At 60.3% G+C, this 18,589-nt stretch carries 14 protein-coding genes; 2 read left to right on the forward strand and 12 right to left on the reverse strand.

Translation table 11 applies throughout. The annotated features are described in order from the left end of the window. Window positions 1–40: 40 nt before the first annotated feature. The 11 genes from ACQRAG_RS09490 to ACQRAG_RS09540 form a co-directional block, all read right to left on the reverse strand. The gene (locus ACQRAG_RS09490; protein WP_427803998.1) at window positions 41–1,600 is read right to left on the reverse strand and encodes a type I restriction-modification enzyme R subunit C-terminal domain-containing protein; all 1,560 of its coding nucleotides are present in this window, start codon (window positions 1,598–1,600) and stop codon (window positions 41–43) included. After that, window positions 1,579–3,405, reverse strand: coding sequence for a DEAD/DEAH box helicase family protein (locus tag ACQRAG_RS09495; protein ID WP_427803997.1), 1,827 nt, complete (start codon window positions 3,403–3,405; stop codon window positions 1,579–1,581). Before ACQRAG_RS09495 ends, ACQRAG_RS09490 begins: the two co-directional genes overlap by 22 nt. Window positions 3,406–3,461: 56 nt before the next feature. After that, window positions 3,462–3,983 carry a hypothetical protein gene (locus ACQRAG_RS09500; protein ID WP_427805314.1) on the reverse strand — a complete coding sequence of 174 codons (522 nt, stop codon included), beginning with the start codon at window positions 3,981–3,983 and terminating at the stop codon, window positions 3,462–3,464. A gap of 12 nt (window positions 3,984–3,995) precedes the next feature. Beyond that, window positions 3,996–5,117 (reverse strand): restriction endonuclease subunit S, encoded by a 1,122-nt coding sequence (locus tag ACQRAG_RS09505; RefSeq protein ID WP_427804009.1) that lies wholly within the window; start codon window positions 5,115–5,117, stop codon window positions 3,996–3,998. Continuing rightward, on the reverse strand, window positions 5,117–6,643 hold the full coding sequence (locus tag ACQRAG_RS09510) for an N-6 DNA methylase (protein ID WP_427803995.1): 1,527 nt from the start codon (window positions 6,641–6,643) through the stop codon (window positions 5,117–5,119). Before ACQRAG_RS09510 ends, ACQRAG_RS09505 begins: the two co-directional genes overlap by 1 nt. Window positions 6,644–6,667: 24 nt before the next feature. Beyond that, window positions 6,668–7,012, reverse strand: coding sequence for a hypothetical protein (locus ACQRAG_RS09515; RefSeq protein WP_427803994.1), 345 nt, complete (start codon window positions 7,010–7,012; stop codon window positions 6,668–6,670). Window positions 7,013–7,167: 155 nt separating this feature from the next. Next, window positions 7,168–7,584 (reverse strand): DUF6981 domain-containing protein, encoded by a 417-nt coding sequence (locus ACQRAG_RS09520; RefSeq protein ID WP_204674915.1) that lies wholly within the window; start codon window positions 7,582–7,584, stop codon window positions 7,168–7,170. 268 nt (window positions 7,585–7,852) lie between these two features. After that, window positions 7,853–8,725, reverse strand: coding sequence for a pyridoxamine kinase (locus tag ACQRAG_RS09525; protein WP_204626283.1), 873 nt, complete (start codon window positions 8,723–8,725; stop codon window positions 7,853–7,855). A gap of 408 nt (window positions 8,726–9,133) precedes the next feature. Next, window positions 9,134–9,784: a LysE family translocator gene (locus tag ACQRAG_RS09530; protein ID WP_168935032.1), complete on the reverse strand. Its 651-nt coding sequence runs from the start codon at window positions 9,782–9,784 to the stop codon at window positions 9,134–9,136. Between the two features lie 119 nt (window positions 9,785–9,903). After that, complete coding sequence (icd, locus tag ACQRAG_RS09535) at window positions 9,904–11,046, reverse strand: NADP-dependent isocitrate dehydrogenase (protein WP_040369647.1); 1,143 nt, start codon at window positions 11,044–11,046, stop codon at window positions 9,904–9,906. A gap of 96 nt (window positions 11,047–11,142) precedes the next feature. Next, a complete protein-coding gene (locus ACQRAG_RS09540; RefSeq protein ID WP_168935031.1) occupies window positions 11,143–12,969 on the reverse strand; it encodes a triose-phosphate isomerase in 1,827 nt (608 codons plus the stop codon). A 196-nt stretch (window positions 12,970–13,165) separates the two neighbouring features. On the opposite strand from ACQRAG_RS09540, the gene ACQRAG_RS09545 reads away from it, so the two are divergent. Together ACQRAG_RS09545 and plsY are read left to right on the forward strand one after the other, a co-directional pair. Then, window positions 13,166–15,295 carry a ribonuclease catalytic domain-containing protein gene (locus ACQRAG_RS09545; protein WP_427803993.1) on the forward strand — a complete coding sequence of 710 codons (2,130 nt, stop codon included), beginning with the start codon at window positions 13,166–13,168 and terminating at the stop codon, window positions 15,293–15,295. Between the two features lie 210 nt (window positions 15,296–15,505). Further along, entirely contained in the window at window positions 15,506–16,099 is a 594-nt protein-coding gene (gene plsY, locus ACQRAG_RS09550) for a glycerol-3-phosphate 1-O-acyltransferase PlsY (RefSeq protein ID WP_006006779.1), read from the forward strand. Window positions 16,100–16,494: 395 nt separating this feature from the next. On the opposite strand, the gene ACQRAG_RS09555 is transcribed toward plsY, so the two are convergent. Then, window positions 16,495–18,495, reverse strand: coding sequence for an AsmA family protein (locus ACQRAG_RS09555; RefSeq protein ID WP_427803992.1), 2,001 nt, complete (start codon window positions 18,493–18,495; stop codon window positions 16,495–16,497). Between the last annotated feature and the right edge of the window lie 94 nt (window positions 18,496–18,589).

The raw sequence follows: 18,589 nt of genomic DNA on the forward strand, positions 1-18,589 counted from the left end.
TCACTAGCAAGACGGCTTCCGTTCTGCCCGCACGCGTGGCCTATATCACCAGCGCATTATCTCGTACCGACTTGATGACGGCAAGCAGTCTTTCCTGGCGTCTTTCGTCGAAGTCCAGCAGTTTTGCCGGTTTGTCGAACGGAGCCTTCGTCAATACGGAAATATCTTCAATATAGCCGTTCTGCTCGATGTGTGTGATGACCTTTTGAACGAATGCTATCTGTCGTGAGTTCAGCGACTGGTCGTTGATGAACTCAGAAAAGGCGGCAAGAACGGCCTCGTGATCCAGTTTTGCGATTTTGCGTATCAGCAGGCCGAAGGGAGTGTCGCCGAACGTCTTCACATAATCTTCCTTACTGCCGAGTTCCTGTGTAAAGACTCGTTCGAGTTCTTCGTAGTCCTTTCTGGTCAGAGAAATATTGTGCGTCAGGTTATAGATGGCCAGAGAGTTTTTGTGTTCCTCAATGTAGCGGTTGACCTTCATTTTATAGCTTTCAAAAGGGTCTTCCTCAGGCAGAGGGATTCCCGCGGTCGAGTCCAGTATCGGGTCGGTAAGGATGGTGATGATGTCCTTTCTTTTACTGCCTTCATCCAGAAAGCGGATCAGCGCGCGCAGTTCCCGTCGAATGTCTTCCAGCTTGCAGATGTCGATATCCTTCCAGAGCTCCGGGGCACCTATCTGGTGGAGCAGCGGGAGCTTTGCCGCCACCTGCGGAATGGAGGATTTTTTTTCGAGGAGTCTGGCCGTCGTGACCAGACGGGCCATGTCGCGCCTGACCAGCGGACTTTCGTCCAGCACATTCAGGATAAAGCCGTAGATGAAGTTATCAAAGCGCAAAGCCATGGCATCAGCTTCATCGAAATGAACCAGAGGGGCGATGTGTTCCGTAAGCTCCTGCTGATCCAGCTCGGAAAGACAGATGAAGGCTTCCGGCTTTTTGAACTTTTCCACATGCTTCAAAGCAAGCCGCACATGAAAGAGATCCGTATTAAGGCCAGCAATCCGGCCTTGGCATAGTTCCGTCAGCTCCCTGCGCCATGGCTGATAAGCGCCATCGAATTTTGAAGCGTCCTGAAACGCCGCGACCAGCCGGACGCATTTTCGGAAGATATTTTCCGAGAGCGAGATGGGGACCTCGCCTTCCGTGGTATGTTTGACCTGCCGGAAGTACTCGAAGTTGCCGCAGTAGTCGAAGATGAGGAAGCGCTTTTTACCTGTGTATTCCTCGCGTTCTATAAGGTCGGTACAGGTCAGTTCCGGGCAAAGACGTGTTCCACGTCCGATCATCTGCCAGAATTTTGTTTTGGACCGGACTTTCTTGAAGAACACCAGATTCACACATGCGGGCACGTCGATGCCGGTGTCCATCATGTCCACCGAAACCACGATATACGGAGTTTTTTCGGCTTCCTTAAAATTGTCGATGACGGTCTGGGCATAGCTGTCGTCGCAGACGACGCGGCTTGCCCATGTGCCGTGATACTGCGGATAAAGTTTGTTGAAGCGTTCCAGAATAAACTCGGCGTGCCTTTTGTTCTGGGCAAAGATGATGGTCTTGCCGATGCGTTCGCCGCCGTTCACCATGATGCCGCGCTCCATAAGGTCCTGAAGCACAAGGTCCACGGTTTTCTGGTTGAAGACGAAGTCGTTCGCGCCTGCGAAGGGATGGAATCCGGCATGACGCCATCCTCAGTAAAGTCATCTTCGTAGCGTTCCTTGTCTTCGTCGGAAAGCTCCTCGTAGGTGATGCCTTCCGAAAGGAATTTTGTCGTGACCTCATAATTGTAGTACGGAACCAGAACGTGATCCTGATGCACGACGGTATCGTAGTCGTAGGCATAGGTGGGGACGCCGTTTTCCAGCTCGAAGAATTCATAGGTGTTTCTGGCCACTTCGTTTTTCGGCGTGGCGGTCAGGCCAAGAAGGATGGCATCGAAGTATTCAAAGATGGCGCGATATTTTTTGAAGATGCTCCGGTGGCTTTCGTCGATGATGATGAGGTCGAAATGCGCGGGGGAGAACAGCATGCCGCCGTCTTTGCTTTTTTCGCGGTCGATGGCGTTCATGATCGTGGGGTAGGTGGAGAAGACGATGCGTGCGGACGCGTCGTCCTTGTTGGCGCACAGATTACAGAGCGACATGTTCGGCAGGTATGTTTTGAAGTCGTCTTTGGCCTGTGAGACAAGCGCCGTTCTGTCGGCAAGAAAGAGGACGTTGGTTATGTGGTGCCCACGGCTCAGCACATCGACCAGGCTGGCGGCGGTTCTGGTCTTCCCCGTGCCTGTGGCCATGACGAGCAGATGCTTTCGCACGCCGCGGCTGATCTCCTCGCACACGGAGCGGATGGCCGCCTGCTGATAATAGCGGTCGGTGATGGCGTTACTGATGGTGATGCTCTCAAGTGGGAGCCTGGACGTTCGCCGCTCGATGATTCTTTCCAGATCGGTCTTGCTGAATATGCGGCTCACCTTGCGCTGGGGACCGCCTTTGTCATCCCAGAAAAAGGTATCGAAGCCGTTGGTCGTGAACATGACGGGGCGTTGCCCGAAACGGAGCTCAAGACAGTCGGCATAGAGTTTGGCCTGCGTTCTTCCGGTATTGGGGTCCTTGCAGGCTTTTTTGGCTTCCACCACGGCAAGGGGTTTGCCGTCCCTGCCCCAGAGCACGTAGTCCGCATATCCCTTCTGGCCGGGAACTCCGGCCATGCCTTCCACTTCGTATTCCTGGGAAACGTCGCTGTCCGGCCCTTCCAGTTCCCAGTCCATGCCCAGGAGCATGGCGTCGATGTAGATTTTCCGGGTGCTGAACTCGGAAAGGTCTTCCATGGTGATGGTACGGCTCTGGCGGTTGCGTTCCTTCGCGCCGGTGTACTTGTCCGCAAGTTCGGCAAGCTGCTGCCGGAGTCGTTCAATCTCCGCGTCTTTTTCTCCCAGCAGACTTTCCTGTGCCCGGATCTTCTGCATGTCGAGGGAGACGTGCGTTTTGGGAATCCGTTGTTCATCGAACGTACGGGCCTGATAGTCGCTGCCGTAGGAATAATCCACCCATTGAATGAACTCAAAAAGACTTTTCAACGACTGGACGGCAAAAGCGGGAGGGACGATCTTGCTGGTATGAACGGCGATGTTCCCGAACGCGACGATCCCCTTGATTTTGCCGAACAAGAGGGGAGGAAGCTGTTTTTTGAAGGTATACTCATGGATGAGCGCGGAGAGATTGTCCTTATAGGGAGCCTGTATGCCTTTATCGACGGTATAGACCCACTTCACGGCCAGCTCCAGAGCCTTGCGGCAACCGATGACGCACATGGCGGGCGACGTGGCAAAGACCTTTTCCGCCTCCACGGCGGAAGGGGCGAACAGGGAGAACTCTTGACGGCCGTTCAGAAAGTCGAAGTTGGGCATACAGGGACTCCTCGACATAACATTAACTTTATGTGAGCTTTATAATATTTTATTTGCTAATTTGATTTTGCTGATTGTTCCTTCCACTTATTCATATCATCTCGATAAAAATGCGTATCTATATCCTCCATCATGGCAGCATGGACTTCATTATAATATTCTTTTGCACTGTCCATACATTTATTATATTCAGATGTTCCAATTTGATATTTTTTAGATTCGACAAATTGGATTAGAGCTAATCTTGCATATTGCTTTATTGCCAATGTTCCATATACCATAAGCTTTATGAGACATGGAGCAAAAAATCTATCGAAATTGCTTGGTTCCGGACCATACGTCGTTTCGAAGCATTTGAAAAATTCTTCATAGGCCTTTGTCTTTTCTTTAAAGGCTCGTTCTTCTATACGGCGCTGCTCCTGACGCTCCCAGGATTTTTTGTTTTCATTGGAGTCATGGCGCAATTTCAGCAACGTGACAATAAGTGTGATGAGGGAGCCTGCAAGGCCGGAAGCCAGAGCAATAGCTACCGGCGAATGGAATATGTCCATCCAGAATTTCATTTCTTCCGTAGTCATGTTGGCATTCCTTTATCCGAAATACTCCTGCATCAAGGATTTTTTCAGCGTTTCCAGTTTTTCAAGGCTCTGCTTTATGGACGATTTTGCTTTTTCGACCTGCTTAGTGAAGGTTACAAAAGTTTCTTGATCTATCAGAGGAGGAAATGGAAATGGATATTCCTTTAGCTTATCCATTTGAATACCATCTTGACCTGCAGTTCTTGAGGATAGTGATTCAAGATAATGCAAGAGAGCGTCTTGTTTAAGAAAGTATCTGATAAACTCCTTATTTCCTCTGAGAGGAACAGCCTTCATAAGTGCGACATTATAAGATCCCTCAATTCCTTGTAATATCTGAAAAATAGGAGGTCCGTAACGGCCGATCATAATATCATCAGCAGTACAATGCCGTTTAGCCATAGATTTAGGGATGTAAGTGATAAACTTATCAGACTTATAATCTCTGATCTGAATCAAACGAATATTGTCAGGAGTCGGAGAGTACTCAAAATATTTTTTGTCTGGCTGGCTACCCCCTACAAATTTGACCACTTCGTCCATGCGGAATACAGGAAATTTTTTTGTATTTATAACTGGATCTCCAAACATCTCGATAAATCGTGATTTGACGAGCTGGTCGAGCTTGGAGAGCTGCTGTTTTCTCGTTTGAATCAGGAATATCAATTTTTCAAGAATACCAGCTCTTTTTTTTTGCTCTTCAATAGTAGGAAGATAGATTTGAATATTCTCAACAATATGTTTTGAAATTTCCTTGAATGTAGCGCCCCTTCCAAGGCTGTTCAGGTAATTCGTCTTTGCGGAAAGAAAAAAGTACAAATATTTATTATAAATAGAATCACTACAAATTAAATTTTTAAATCCTTGGTTGCAATACATCTTGCACCCTGCAATAGCAGTTTTTCCAATAGGCGCACGCGACGAAAGTATAACTGTGCCTTCAGGAAAAGGCTTCAGGCTTGTTTCTTGTATAGCTCTATCTGTAATATGTCGGGCAGAGTCATATATAATGAAGCTATCATCAGATAATTCCGCTGGAGTTATCCAAATATGGTTTCCATCCCAATATTCCGCGACGGAACTACTGGGGGTTGAACCGGAAACCACAGTGCAGATATCACCAAGTTTCACCATCACAGCATCTCCTCCAGCTCGGCCAGTCCTGCGGAAATCTGCATTTCCAGCTCGTGCAGTTCGGTCATGAGTTGCTGCGTAGGGGGATATTCCACTGGCGTATATTCCACCCGCTTGTACTTGTTGATGGAAAGGTCATAGCCGTTGGCGACGATCTCTTCCTTTTGCACAAAGAAGGACTGTTCCGTGCGGGCGCGGTCCTTCTCCTTTTCCAGAGCGGCAAAACGGGCGATGATGTCGGGGATGTCGTTCTGCGCCACGGGCGTGCGCTTGTCGTCCAAAGAAAAGCCGTCGGCCTGCATGTCGTAGAACCAGACGTTGCCCGTGCCGCCCGCCGCCGTTTTGGTGAAGACAAGCACGGCGGTGGAGACGCCCGCGTACGGCTTGAACACGCCGGAGGGCATGGAGATGACGGCCCGCAGCTGATGCTGTTCCACCAGCTCCCTGCGGATGGACTGATGCGCCTTGCTGCTGCCGAAGAGCACGCCGTCGGGCACGATGCAGGCGCATTGGCCGCCCTTTTTCAGCAGACGCAAAAAAAGCGCGAGAAACAGGAGCTCCGTTTTTTTGGTGCTGGTCACGGCTTTCAGAGAATCGCTGATGCTTTCGGCGTCGATGCTGCCCTTGAACGGCGGATTCGCCAGGCACATGGTGAAGGCGGCGTTCACGTCGTTTTCCTTGGACACGCTGTCCCGGTAGCGGACATCCGGGTGATGTATGGAGTGCAGCATAAGGTTCATGGCCGAAATGCGCAGCATGGTGGGGTCGGTATCGTAACCGGTAAAGGCCGGCCCGGCGAAATGCTCCCACTGCTCCGTGGTCATGCCGCTTTCGTAGTGCGCGCGGATGTATTCGGCGGCGGAAATAAGAAATCCCGCCGTGCCGCAGGCCGGGTCGCAGATGACGTCGTCGGGCGTGGGGCGCAGAAGGGCGACCATCATGTCGCGGATATGTTTAGGGGTGCGGAACTGCCCGTTGCGGCCCGCCGTGGAGAGCTTGCCAAGCATGTATTCGTACAGGTCGCCCTGCATGTCGAGGTCGGCAATATCATGCTCATACAGTTCTTCCAGCCCGGTGACGACCTTTTCCAGCACCTGCGGCGTGGGCATGAGAAATACGGCGTCCTTCATGAAATGGGCAAAGGCCGCCTGTGCCGTGCCGTCATCGACATCCGGCAGCGGGACGAACGTGCCTTTTTCCTCGTCGAAGTCCGGCAGCCTGCCGCCCCTCATGCCCTTGATGGCCGGAAAAACGCGCTGGGACATGACGTCGAACATATATTGGGCGTCTTTGTTCTTGAATTTGCTCCAGCGCATGGACTGGCCGGCGGGCGTCTGCGGAAAAATTTTTTCCACCTTCATGCCGAGGGCTTCGTATCTTTCGTTTTCCAGCTCTTTGACATCCAGCGCGCGGACGAACATGAGGTAGGTAAGCTGTTCAATAACGGTGAGCGGGTTGGCCAGACCCGCGGAAAAGATGTCGAGCCAAATCTTATCAACTTTATTTTTTACGGCCCCCGTAATCATGGGCTCTCCTGAATGTTGTTGTCGTTAGCCTGCCGGAACGGACAGGGGAATCATACTGAGCAGGGTAGTCAAATTTGAGAAAAGAATAAAGAAAGAGGAGAGGGCATTTTGTGTTCGCGGCGTATCCATATTATGCAGATCCGCTATGGCCCCAAAATTCCCTGTCTGGGCGGCCGCGTTTTTAAGCGCCCTCTCCTCAAGGTGTGATAGCGCCGCGTCAGGGCAGGATCCTCTGCACAGAGGAAAAGGGACTCCGTTGAAGACGGTGACGCTGACAAAGGCAGGTCTGAGAGCATGCAGGGGGCTGAAACCGTCAAAAAGGCTGAACGCTTTCCTTCCGGCGCTGACCTGCGCATGAATATCGGTCATGCGGCTTATCCCGCCCCTACGAGGAGCATGGCTCATTAAAGGACGAAGATAACAAGAGCCGCAATCTGAACGGAAGAAAGCTAAAAAAGGGAAGGCGTGCGCCCGTATCCATGCTTGCCCGTTTTTAGCGCCGCTGGAAACAAGGAGTCCTGTCCTTACCGCAGCTTCAGCACGAAGCGCGTCCGGGTATCGCTCGCTGCGTCCTTTTTATAGTCAAGGACGGCCCCGATGGGCAGATCCTTCTCGAAACCGAAACGTTCCTTTAATTCCCTGACGCTGCGGGAAGCGATGGCGGAGAACGCCGCCCGCGTCATCTTCCGGTCAGCCGCGACGAAGACGATGTCGATGCCCTTGGCATAGGCGGAGACATCCACGGACGTGATCCCCTTGTCGGCATACCGGGCCAGCAGCTCTTCCTCAAAAGCGGTGAAACGATCACTGTCGTCCACAAACACTTCGGAATCACTGTTCTCCGTAGCGGTATCCGCCTGCGACTCCGCGGACAGGGCGATGCGGGGCAAGGCAGTGGAAAGGGCGCACGCGACCAAGAGCAGGAAAAAGAATTTCTTCATGGCACCTCCGGCCAGACAAAAGGGGAATGGGGCTACAGGATATCACCGCGAATCGCGGCACCAAGGGCCTTGATGCGTACTGCGGGACCTCTTTGGCCTGCCCCGACCGGGCCACCGGCGCAACATGTCCGCCGTCCGCAACAAGGATCGTCACGATGATACAAAGACAAGAAGAGGCGCTTCATATCGCACCGGGCGGCAAGGCCGTATCCTGCGACGGTGCCGGCATCCGGGGCATCTTGCGTGCGCCCGGAACCGGAGCAATGGCCTAAAACGCCTCGTACTCCCCGATGGCGCAACGGTCCTGCAACGCGGGCAGGGTGCGCTCCAGCAGCACGCCGTCGCTGTGGCGGGTGTCGTAGCCGTAGGTGACGCGGATGCCCAGGGTCACGAAGCGCACCGCGCGCTCCAGGGCCACGGGCAGGCTGTCCCCCTGAAGGAACGCCCCCACCAGCACGCTGGAGAAGGTATCGCCCGTGCCGGGATAGAAGGCCGGGATGTAGGGCGACTCCATCTTCCAGAAGCGCCCCTGCTCGCGGTCATAGGCCACGGCCGCACAATGGCCGGGACGGGTCGCCGGGGCGCTGGTGATGACCACCCTGTCCGGCCCCATGGCCGCCAGGCGTCGCAGCTGCTCCTTGAGGCCGTCGGGCGAGATGTCCGGCCGGTAGGGTTCGTCCAGCAAAAAGGCCGCTTCGGTGAGGTTGGGCGTGATGACGTGGGCGTGGCCGATGAGCTGGCGCATGGCCTCCACCATCTCCGGCGTCTGGGTGGGGTCCAGGGTGCCGTTGTCGCCCAGCACGGGGTCCACCAGCGCGAAGCCGCCGGGCTTGAGGAAGTGGCCGATGCACCGGGCCGCTATCTCCAGCTGGAGCGGATTGCCCAGAAAGCCGGAATAGACGGCGTCGAAGCTCAGGCCCATCCGCTGCCAGTGATCCAGCATGGGCCCCATCTCGGCGGTCAGGTCATGAAAGGTGAAGCCCTCCACGCCGGAGGTCTGGGAAGACAGGACCGCCGTGGGCAGGGGGCAGGTCTGGACGCCCATGCTGGCAAGGATGGGGATGACCACGGTCAGCGAGGCACGCCCGAAACCGGAAAGGTCATGGATGGCGGCCACACGTTGCAGGGGGATCTCGTGCATGGGTACCTCAGCGGGAAGGGGAAGAACAGGAAGTCAAACTCTGCCACCGGAGGGGCCGTCTTGCAAGCCGGACAGCAGGCAACACCTGTAAACACCCCGTTTTAATAAAAAATAAATAGCTTGATTCTACAAGGTGTTACCACTTCCCCCAGCATCCGGCACAGATTTTTCGTCTGTGTTCCAGCCGCCCGGCCCGGCACTGGAAAGAGGACGGAGCACATCACCGGCAATGGCCGCGAGGGCAATGGTCACAAAAGGCATCAAGACAGGGATGGTGCGGGAGCGGGGAAGGCTCTGCCGGATGGCGGCAGTGGAGCCATGCCCGTCATACCGGAGTGCGTTACGGGCATCGGAAGAGACGGCTGCCCCTCCTTTCTTCCGGTATGACGGCGGGCGTGCGGCCGGCGCCTAGATCTTCTCCAGCGCCAGCCGGAAGGCGAAACAGATGAAGATGAGGCCCGTGAGCCGGTGCAGCCAGGCCTGGAAGGACGGCCGGGCGAACAGGCGGCGGATGCGGTGCAGCAGGCTGGCCAGCAGCACGAACCAGCCCAGGCAGAAAAAGGCCATGATGCCGCCCAGCTCCAGGAATTGCGGCCAGAGGGCGGCATGCGGGTCCAAAAACTGCGGCAGCATGGTCAGGAAAAAGACCACGGCCTTGGGGTTGAGGGCATTGGTCAAAAATCCCTGCCGGAAGGCCCGGCGACGCAGGCCGCGGACAGGCTGCACTTCCTCTTCCTGCCCTCCGTGACGCACCACGGCGGCCGTGACCTCACGCCCGGCCCGCAGGGCATGGATGCCCATCCAGAACAGATAGGCGGCCCCCGCATAGCGCAAAAGCGTGAACAGGGTGACGGACTGGGCGATGACCGCGCTGATGCCCAGCATGGCGGCCGAGGTGTGGACCATGATGCCCAGCGCCACGCCGCAGGCCGCGGCCTGACCGGAGCTGCGCCCCTCCGTCAGGGACGTGCGGACGATAAGGGCAAAATCCGGGCCGGGCAGCATGACCAGCAGGGCCGCCAGTGGGATGTAGAGGAGCAGGTTTTCCAATGAGACCATGCGTCGTTCCTGTAGGTCGCCCGCGATCACGGGGCGGGAAACAAAGGGAGGAAGGGCCCTTCCCGCAGGGATGCGCCCTTCCTCCCGGATATACGAAGATAGTGCAGTGACGCGGCTGCCTACAGGCAGGCGCCGATGATCTCGCCGAATTCCTGGCAACCCACCACGCGGGCGCCTTCCACCTGGGCGGCCAGGTCCACGGTGACGGCGCGGCCGGCGATGGCCTTGCTCATGGCGTTGCGGATGCGCTCGGCAGCCGCGGGCACGCCCATCTGTTCCAGCATCAGGGCGCCGCACAGGATCACGCTGCCGGGGTTGGCCTTGTCCTGACCGGCGATGGTGGGAGCGGTGCCGTGGGTGGCCTCATAGAAGGCCAGGGAGTCGGACATGTTGACGCCCGGGGCCAGGCCCAGACCGCCCACCTGCGCGGCCAGGGCATCGGAGATGTAGTCGCCGTTGAGGTTGGGGGTGGCCAGGATCTGGTACTGTTCGGGACGCAGCAGGGCTTCCTGGAACATGGCGTCGGCGATGCGGTCCTTGACCACCAGACGGCCTTCCACGGGTTCCTTCTCGGTGCAGGTCAGGTCGCCGAATTCCTGGGCGGCCACATCATAGCCCCACTGGCGGAAGCCGCCTTCGGTGAACTTCATGATGTTGCCCTTGTGCACCAGGGTCAGGCTCTTGCTGCCGGTATCCAGGGCAAAGCGCAGGGCGCGGCGCACCAGGCGCTTGGAGCCGAACTCGCTCATGGGCTTGATGCCCACGGCGGCTTCCTCGCGGATCTTGGTCACGCCGAACTCTTCACGCAGGAAGGCGATGAGCTTCTTGGCTTCCGGGGTCTGGGCGGCGTATTCGATGCCCGCGTACACGTCTTCGGTGTTCTCGCGGAAGATGACCATGTTCACGCGCTCGGGATGCTTGACCGGCGTTTCCAGGCCTTCGAAGTGACGCACGGGACGGATGCAGGCGTACAGGTCCAGCGTCTGGCGCAGGGCCACGTTGAGGCTGCGGATGCCGGTGCCCACGGGGGTGCCCAGGGGGCCCTTCATGGCGAAATCGGCGGTGCGCAGGGCGTTCATGGTCTCCTCGGGCAGGGGGGAGCCGGTCTCGGCCGTGGCCTTTTCACCGGCCAGCAGTTCCACCCACTCGATGCGCATGTCCGATTCCTTGGCCAGCGCGGCGTCGATGACAGGGCGGGCGGCGCGCCAGATTTCGGGGCCGATGCCGTCGCCTTCGATCCAGTAAACTCGTTTGCTGCTCATTGTCTGCATCCTTTTCTGTATTCCTGATTGCGGCCGCCGGGGGCGGGCCTGTAGGCAAAAAACGGCGCACCGGGGAACCGGCGCGCCGCCATGCGTCTAGTCTTCGGCTGCGCGGGCTTCCTGCTGCAGGGCCTGCGAGCGCTTGAGCAGCTGCTCAAGCTGGATGTCCACACCGATGACGCCCACGATGTTGTCGTCATCGTCCGTCACCGGGCAGGACACGGTGATGACCAGCTTGCCCGTGAACTGGGACTGGTACACGTCCATGATGTGCATGTCGCCGGTCTGCATGGGCATCTTGAACCATTCGCGCTGCGAGAAGTCGAAGCCGATGGGCAGGGCCTCGTACTTTTCACGGTAAGCCGGGTCGGTGATGGCCGCGCACTTGAGGCTGCCCTGGGTATCCGTGAGGTAGAGGTACTGGATGAAGGGGTACTCGCGCGAGAAGCTGTCCAGACGGGCGCAGGCATGCTTGCCGAAGTCCCGCAGGTCCTCGTTCTGCGCCAGACGGGCGATGAGGTGGGCGGCCAGCTCGTCGGCCAGTTCCTTCATGTGGTCGAACTCGGTCTCGAACAGTTCCGGCATGTAGCGCTGCACCAGGGCCGCCATCTCGTCGTGCGAAAGGTGCGTGGTGCGGCCGGTGTCGTAGATGGCCACGATGGCCTCGTAGATCTGGCCCACGGCGGGGTGCTTCTTGGAGATCTGCTTGCCTTCGGGCAGCTTGAGGTTGACGTTGATCCAGTAGGCCACCCCGGCACGGCCGGTCTTGTCGGTGATGATGATGGGCACGGGACGGCCCAGCAGATGCTTGGTGTCGAAGATGTTGTAGATCTCTTCGTTCTTGGCCAGGCCGTCGGCATGCACACCGGCGCTGGTGGCGTTGAAGTCGCGGCCCACGAAGGGATAGTTGTAGGGGATGTTGTAGTGCAGTTCTTTTTCGAAGAACTCGGCCACCTCGCTCAGGATGGTGGTGTCGGCGGCGGCATCGTCACCGGTGAGCGAGATGTACTCGATGATCAGGGCTTCCAGCGGTGTGTTGCCCGTGCGCTCGCCAAAGCCGAACAGCGTGCTGTTGACCGCGCCGCAGCCGTTGAGCCAGGCCGTGACGCCGTTGACCAGCACCTTGTGGAAGTCGTTGTGGCCGTGCCATTCCAGCCATTCGCCGGGCACACCGGCCTCGTCGGTGAAGGCACGCACGATGCGCTGCACCGAGCGGGGCAGGGCCGCGCCGGGATAGGGCACGCCGTAGCCCATGGTGTCGCACAGGCGGATCTTGACCGGCATGCCGCTCTGCTGGCTCAGCTCCATGAGTTTCTGGGCAAAGGGCAGGCAGAAGCCGTAGATGTCGGCGCGGGTCACGTCCTCGAAGTGGCAGCGCGGGATGATGCCCCATTCCAGGGCCTGCCGGGCCAGGTCAAGATACATGTCCATGGCCTGCTGGCGGGTCTTCCCCAGCTTGAGATAGATATGGTAGTCCGACACGCTGGTCAGCATGCCGGTCTCGTCGAACTCCATGTCCCGGGCCAGCTTGAGGTCTTCCTTGTTGGCGCGGATCCAGGAGGTCACGCGCGGGAAGCGGTAGCCGCGCGCCCGGCAGACGTCGATGCACTTGCGGTCCTTGGCCGAGTACAGGAAGAACTCCGACGCCGTGATGAGGCCCGTCTTGCCGCCCATGCGGTGCAGGAAGTCGAACATCTTGGCCACCTGCTTGACCGTATACGGCGGCCGGGCCTGCTGGCCGTCACGGAAGGTGGTGTCCGTGATGCGCATCTGTTCGGCAGGACGCGGGGCAAGGAGCACCTCGTCGAAAGTCGTGCGACAGATGCTGGTGTAAGGAAAAAGCTCGCGGTACAGCTGGGGCTGTTCCCGTTCCTGAAGCGAAAGCGGGCGAACGCTGCCCGTCTGATGGATGATGCTGCTCATGGAACTCCGTCCGGCCTGAAAAGTGACGTACAAGGTAAGGAACATATCCTGTTAGCGACGGCGCGTCAAAGGGCCGGCGGGACGGCGCTCCGGCCTTCGGACGTGTCGAAGGATGCGCCGCCGGGACTTGCCAGAACAGGCAAAATGACGGATTGTACCGCCTATCGGAGCCCATCCTCCGGTTGAAGGAGCTTTTATGTCGGTTTGTGTGCAGTACCCCTCGGCGGGCTGCATTGTGGAATATCTTGAAGGCAATGCCATCCAGATCGCGCTGGTCACCGAAGAATCTGGCGGCAAACTGCGTCTTTTGCTGCCCAACCGGCGCGAGACGCGTCTCACCACGTCGCGCCTGCTGCCCTGGGCCGGGCCCGCGCTGGGCTCCATGCCCGGCAAGGACGAGTCCGCCCGCGTGCTGGAGCAGCACCGCGCCCGCCGCGAAGAACTGGCCGCGGCCCTGCCCGTGCTGGAACTGTGGGAAATGAGCCAGGGAGAGGTGCCGGAAGCCTCGGCCCAGTGGTTCGCCGAACTGGCCGGTCAGGCCGGGGACGCCGACAGCGTCGCCGCCTGCGGGCGGGCCCTGCTGGCCTGCAAGAGCCACTTTCGCTTCCAGCCTCCCGTCTTCCAGATCTTTTCCGCCGAGATGGTGGAAAAGCGCCTCAAGGAACAGCAGGAACGCGCCGCCCGCGAGGCCCTGGTGCTGGGCGGCAACAGCTTTTTCCGCCTGCTCTGGGACGTGGCCTGCAAAAAACGCGCGCTGCCGCCCCAGCCCGGCGAGGACACCCGGGGCATCTCCGAATGGCCGGCCCCCGAAGTGGCCGAACGTCTGAAGCAGATCCTGTTCGCCCGCATGGCCGACCCCGAGAGCCAGGAATACGACGAACTGTGGCGCATGCTCTCCAAGGGCCTGCCCGACGTGCCGCACCTGCCCGTACAGCTGCTCATGGCCTGGGAACAGGTGCCCGCCCATTACAATTTCTGGTATGACCGCGCGGGCTACGCCCCCGGCGACGACTGGTGGCAGCCTCTAGCCCCGGCCGTGGAGGCCCTGCAGCGGGCTGCCCGTGAGGTGGAGCTGCCCGTCTGCGACCTGCCCTTCATCAGTATCGACAGCGCCACCACCCGCGACGTGGACGACGCGTTCCACATCCTGCCCACGGACGACGGCGGCTTCGATCTGACCCTGGCCCTGGCCTGCCCGGCCGCCTGCTGGCCTTTCGGCGAGGCCCTGGACAAGGCCGTGTTCCGTCGCGGCACCAGCATCTACCTGCCCGAGGGCGACAGCCACATGATGCCCGAAGCCCTGGGCACGGACGCCTTCTCCCTGCTGGCCGGTCAGGATCGCCCGGCCTTCTGTGTGCGGACGCGCATCTCGGCCGCGGGCGAGATCCTTTCCTGCGAGCCCTGGGCCGCACGGGTGCGCCTGGCCGCCAACCTGACCTATGACGACACCCAGGCCGTCCTCGACGCCCTGGCCGCCGGTGAGGCCCCGCAGGCGGACAACCCCGCCGCGCCCTGGGCCACCATGCTGGCCTGCGGCAACGACTTCGCCCGCGTCTGGCAAAAGGCCCGCATCGCGCGCGGGGCCGTCATCATGGACCGGCCCGAACCGTCCATCGTGCTGGAAGGCGAAGGCGCGCAGACGCGCGTGTCCATCGAGCCCGGCCACGAGACCCCGGACTCCCAGCCTCTGGTGGCCGAGATGATGATCCTGGCCAGCGCCGCCGTGGCCCAGTGGGCCGCGGAACGCGAGATCCCCATGCTGCACCGCACCCAGGACGTGGCCCTGCCCAGGGAATACGCCGGCGTCTGGAAGGAGCCCCAGGACATGACGCGCATCATGCGCGCCCTGATCCCCTCCAGCCTCGAAGTGCAGGCCCGGCCGCACGCCGCCCTGGGCCTGGCGCGCTACACGCCCATGACCTCGCCCCTGCGCCGCTATCCCGACCTCATCAACGAGGCCCAGCTGCTGCACTGGCTCACCCACGGCACGCCCCGCTGGGATGGCGAGGCCCTGTCCACCCTGCTGGTCAGCCTCAATGCCGTGCTGGATGCCGCCGGGCAGGTGCAGCGCTTCCGCCCGCGCTACTGGAAGCTGCTCTACTTCCGCCAGCAGGGCGACAAGGTCTGGTGGGACGGCGTGGTCACCGAAGAAAACGACATGTTCGTCAACGTGAGCCTGCCCGCACAGGGCATGTACGTGCGCGGCAAACGCCGCATGTTCGACGAACGTACCTGCCCCGGCATGGCCGTGCAGGTGCGCATCGGCCGCGTGCACCCGCTGTACAACGAAATCCAGATCCTCGAAGCCGTCAGCATGGACGGCTGATGCGGGATCCTGAGGATATGTTTCCGGGGGGAAGGGACCCCCTTTAACCAGCGCCCAAAGGGGGTCCCTTCCCCCAGGCCCCCCATCCTCCCCCAAATGCGCTTCATCAGGGGAAACGGGCCGTACGGGAACGGGACACTACAGGGATAAACAACGCCATGGCAGCCGCTGTGGCGGGGCAAGGACAGCCCCGGTTCAAGGAGGAGGAATATGACGGCCTTTTTGTGTATCGTTCTGGGTTATGTGCTGGGTTCCGCCCCGTGGGGGCTGGTCATCGCCCGCACCTTCTGCGGCATCGATCCCCGTAACGACGGCAGCCGCAACACCGGCGCCACCAACGTGGCCCGCCTGTGCGGTTTCCGCTGGGGCGTGCTGACCCTGGCCTGTGACTTGGGCAAGGGCGCCCTGCCCGTGGCCCTGGCCCTGTGGCTGGGCCTTTCGCCCCTGCTGGTGACCTGCGTGGCCCTGGCCTGCGTGCTGGGCCATGTGTTCTCCTGCTTCATGGGCTTCCGCGGCGGCAAGGCCGTGGCCACCAGCATCGGCGTGTTCCTGCCGCTGGCCTTCTTCCCCCTGCTCTTCTCCTGCGCGGCCTGCGTGCTGGTCATCTGGCGCAGCGGCTTCGTCTCGCTGGGCTCCCTGACCCTGGTCACGGTGCTGCCCTTTGCCCTGCTGGCCGCCACCAAGTACGCCTGGGTGCCCCTGTCGCTGTGCATCTGGGCCCTGGTGGTCTGGAAGCACAAGGAGAACATCGCCCGCCTGCGCGCCGGTACCGAAAAGAGCTGGCTCAAGAGCCGCCAGAAGTAAGACGGCGCAACACGACAGCAAAAGGCCTCTTTCCCCTGCGGGAAAGAGGCCTTTTTTCATATTTCATTGCACAGGACCTTGCCCCTTCAGTCTGTCCGGCAGGACACGCCCTGAAAAGAAGAGGCTTCCTCCGGCCGTACACCTGCCCCAAAGACGACAGCAATGCCTGTACATCCCTGCTTCTCCAAAATAATGCGCGCTGGGGAGGGGGGAGTTTGAGGGGGGAACCCCTCTCGCGCGAGCAGCGACCGGATGGCGGCCCGCAGGGCCGTGCCCGTTGCGACGCAGGAAGCTACGGGCATCGACAGCAGAGATGAGGGGGCCCCCCTCAACAATAAAAAACTTGCGGGATCAACAGCAACGCAAGGAGCCCTTCCCGCAAAACGCTTTCCTTCCTAACGGCCCAACAGCCCCCGGATGGCGCCGCCGGCGTCACGCACGGCACCGCCGATGCTGTTGCCCGCGCCGCGGGCCGTATCACCGGCCGCGCTGCCCGCCTTCTTGCCGCCTTCCAGCAGATTGCTGCCGAGGCCCTTGACCGCGTCCAGCGCGAACTTGGAATCCAGCGAGAACGAAAGGTTATCGAAGGGCCCTTCGTAGTTCACGGGGATGTTCAGGCCCAGCGTGGTGATGGTGGCCGTGCCCTTGAGGTGCTGGCGCGGCAGGCTGGCGTGGGCCTGGCCCCTGGCCTGGAGCTTGGGCGAGGTGGCCGTCATGGGCGCCAGGTCGGCCTCGCCCTTGCGCAGCACGAAGGGCACATGCACCTGCTCGAAGGTATCGGAAACAGCGCCCTTGAGGCCGGGCACCGAATGCAGCAGGGAGGTCAGGGCCGGGATATGCATGTTGCGCAGCCGCAGGTCTCCCGAACCGGAAAGGGCGGCCATCATGGCGTCGGCGCCTGTGCCGCTCGTGGTGCAGGAGGCCTTGAGGGCCGCCAGACCTTCCACGGAGCGGGGCTTTTCCAGGGATTCCTGCAGGGGGCCCAGGGCCACTTCGGCCGCATCCAGATCCAGCGCATACTTGCGGTTCCGGAGGTCGGCACGGCCGCCGGCGGACAGGCGGCCGCCGCTTTCCAGCACGCCCTGGAAGGAGGTCAGGCGGTAATCGCCCTTGCTGCCGCTCAGAGCCAGGGAGATGTCACGCAGATGCATCTTCTTCCAGCCCAGGGACGACATGGCCAGGCGCATGTTGATGGTGGGCCAGCTGGTGGCGCTTTCCTTGTCCGCGGCCGCCACGGCCTTGCCTTCCTTGCCCTTGGCCGTTCCCGCGTCCTTGCCGCTTTCGGGCAGGGGCAGATATTCGTCCAGTTGCAGCTTGCCCAGGCTCAGGGAGCCTTCCATGGCGAGCACGTCCCGGAAGTGCAGGCGCAGTTCCGCCCGCAGGGGCGTGGCGTCCAGCTTGCCCTTGCACTGGGAAAGCGCCAGCGTGTCGCCTTCCCAGGTCACGGAGCCCTTGAACAGCAGGGCGTCCTGCGCATGGGGCTTGAGCTGCACGCCCAGGGCCGAGGCCAGCTTGCGCGGTGCGCCTTCCAGCAGGACGGAGCCCGTGAAGGCCGGGCCGTCCAGACCCAGCGTACCGGTGAGGCCCACGCGGCCGTGCGGCACGGAAAGGCTCAGGCGGGACAGATGCAGCTGCCGGGCCGCCGTATCCAGCGAGGCATCGCCCTGCAATTGCACGGGCCCGAGGTCCGCGGGCAGGAGGCCCCGGCGGGAAGGTGTGATGGTCAGGGAAAGGTTCTGCACACGCGGGGCCATGCCGAAGAGCCCGGCCTGGGCATCCAGGGCCAGGGTCCCGGCCAGCGTGCGCCCGGCGGTGAGCAGATCATAGGTGAAATCGCAGCGCAGGACGGCGTCCTGACCGTTGCGCAGGTTCTCTACAGAAAGGTTGATGTCGCGCAGGTCGTAGCGCTCGCTGCCCTTCTCCACATGCAGGCTGCCCTTGCTCAGGGTCAGGCGGCCCAGCTCCAGCGGCAGGAGCACTTCGCTGCCGGGCTTGTTGCCGGCGGCATTGCCGGAGGCCGCATCCGCAGGCGCGGCGGCCTTGCCTTCCGGCAGCAGCAGGCTCAGCGAGGGGCTGTCCAGACGGACTTCGCCGATGACCAGCTCCCCGTGCAGCAGCAGTTCCAGCTCCAGATGGGCCTCGCCGCCCTTGGCCGTGAAGCGCATGCCCTGCCCGTCCTGCACGCCGTCCCAGCTGACGGCGGTGAATTTGGCCCCGGGGGGCAGCAGGGAAAGCTCGGGCGGGCTGGCGAAGCGCACGGGCGTGCCCGTGGCTTTTTCCACCGCGGCCGAGATCTGGCCGCTGATGAATTCGGTATCCAGCTGACTGATCACTATGGCCAGTACCGCCGCCAGTACCAGAACGATACCTCCGATCCAGCAAAGTACGCGCTTCATATCCGCCTCCGATGGCCTGTCTGTCCTGTGGTCGGGCTACAGGACAAGTGTAGGGCATCGCCAGTCCCGAGGCAAGCCGGGCCGCCGCTGCCGC

Source organism: Desulfovibrio sp. SGI.230 (assembly GCF_050313065.1).
Lineage (GTDB): Bacteria > Desulfobacterota > Desulfovibrionia > Desulfovibrionales > Desulfovibrionaceae > Desulfovibrio.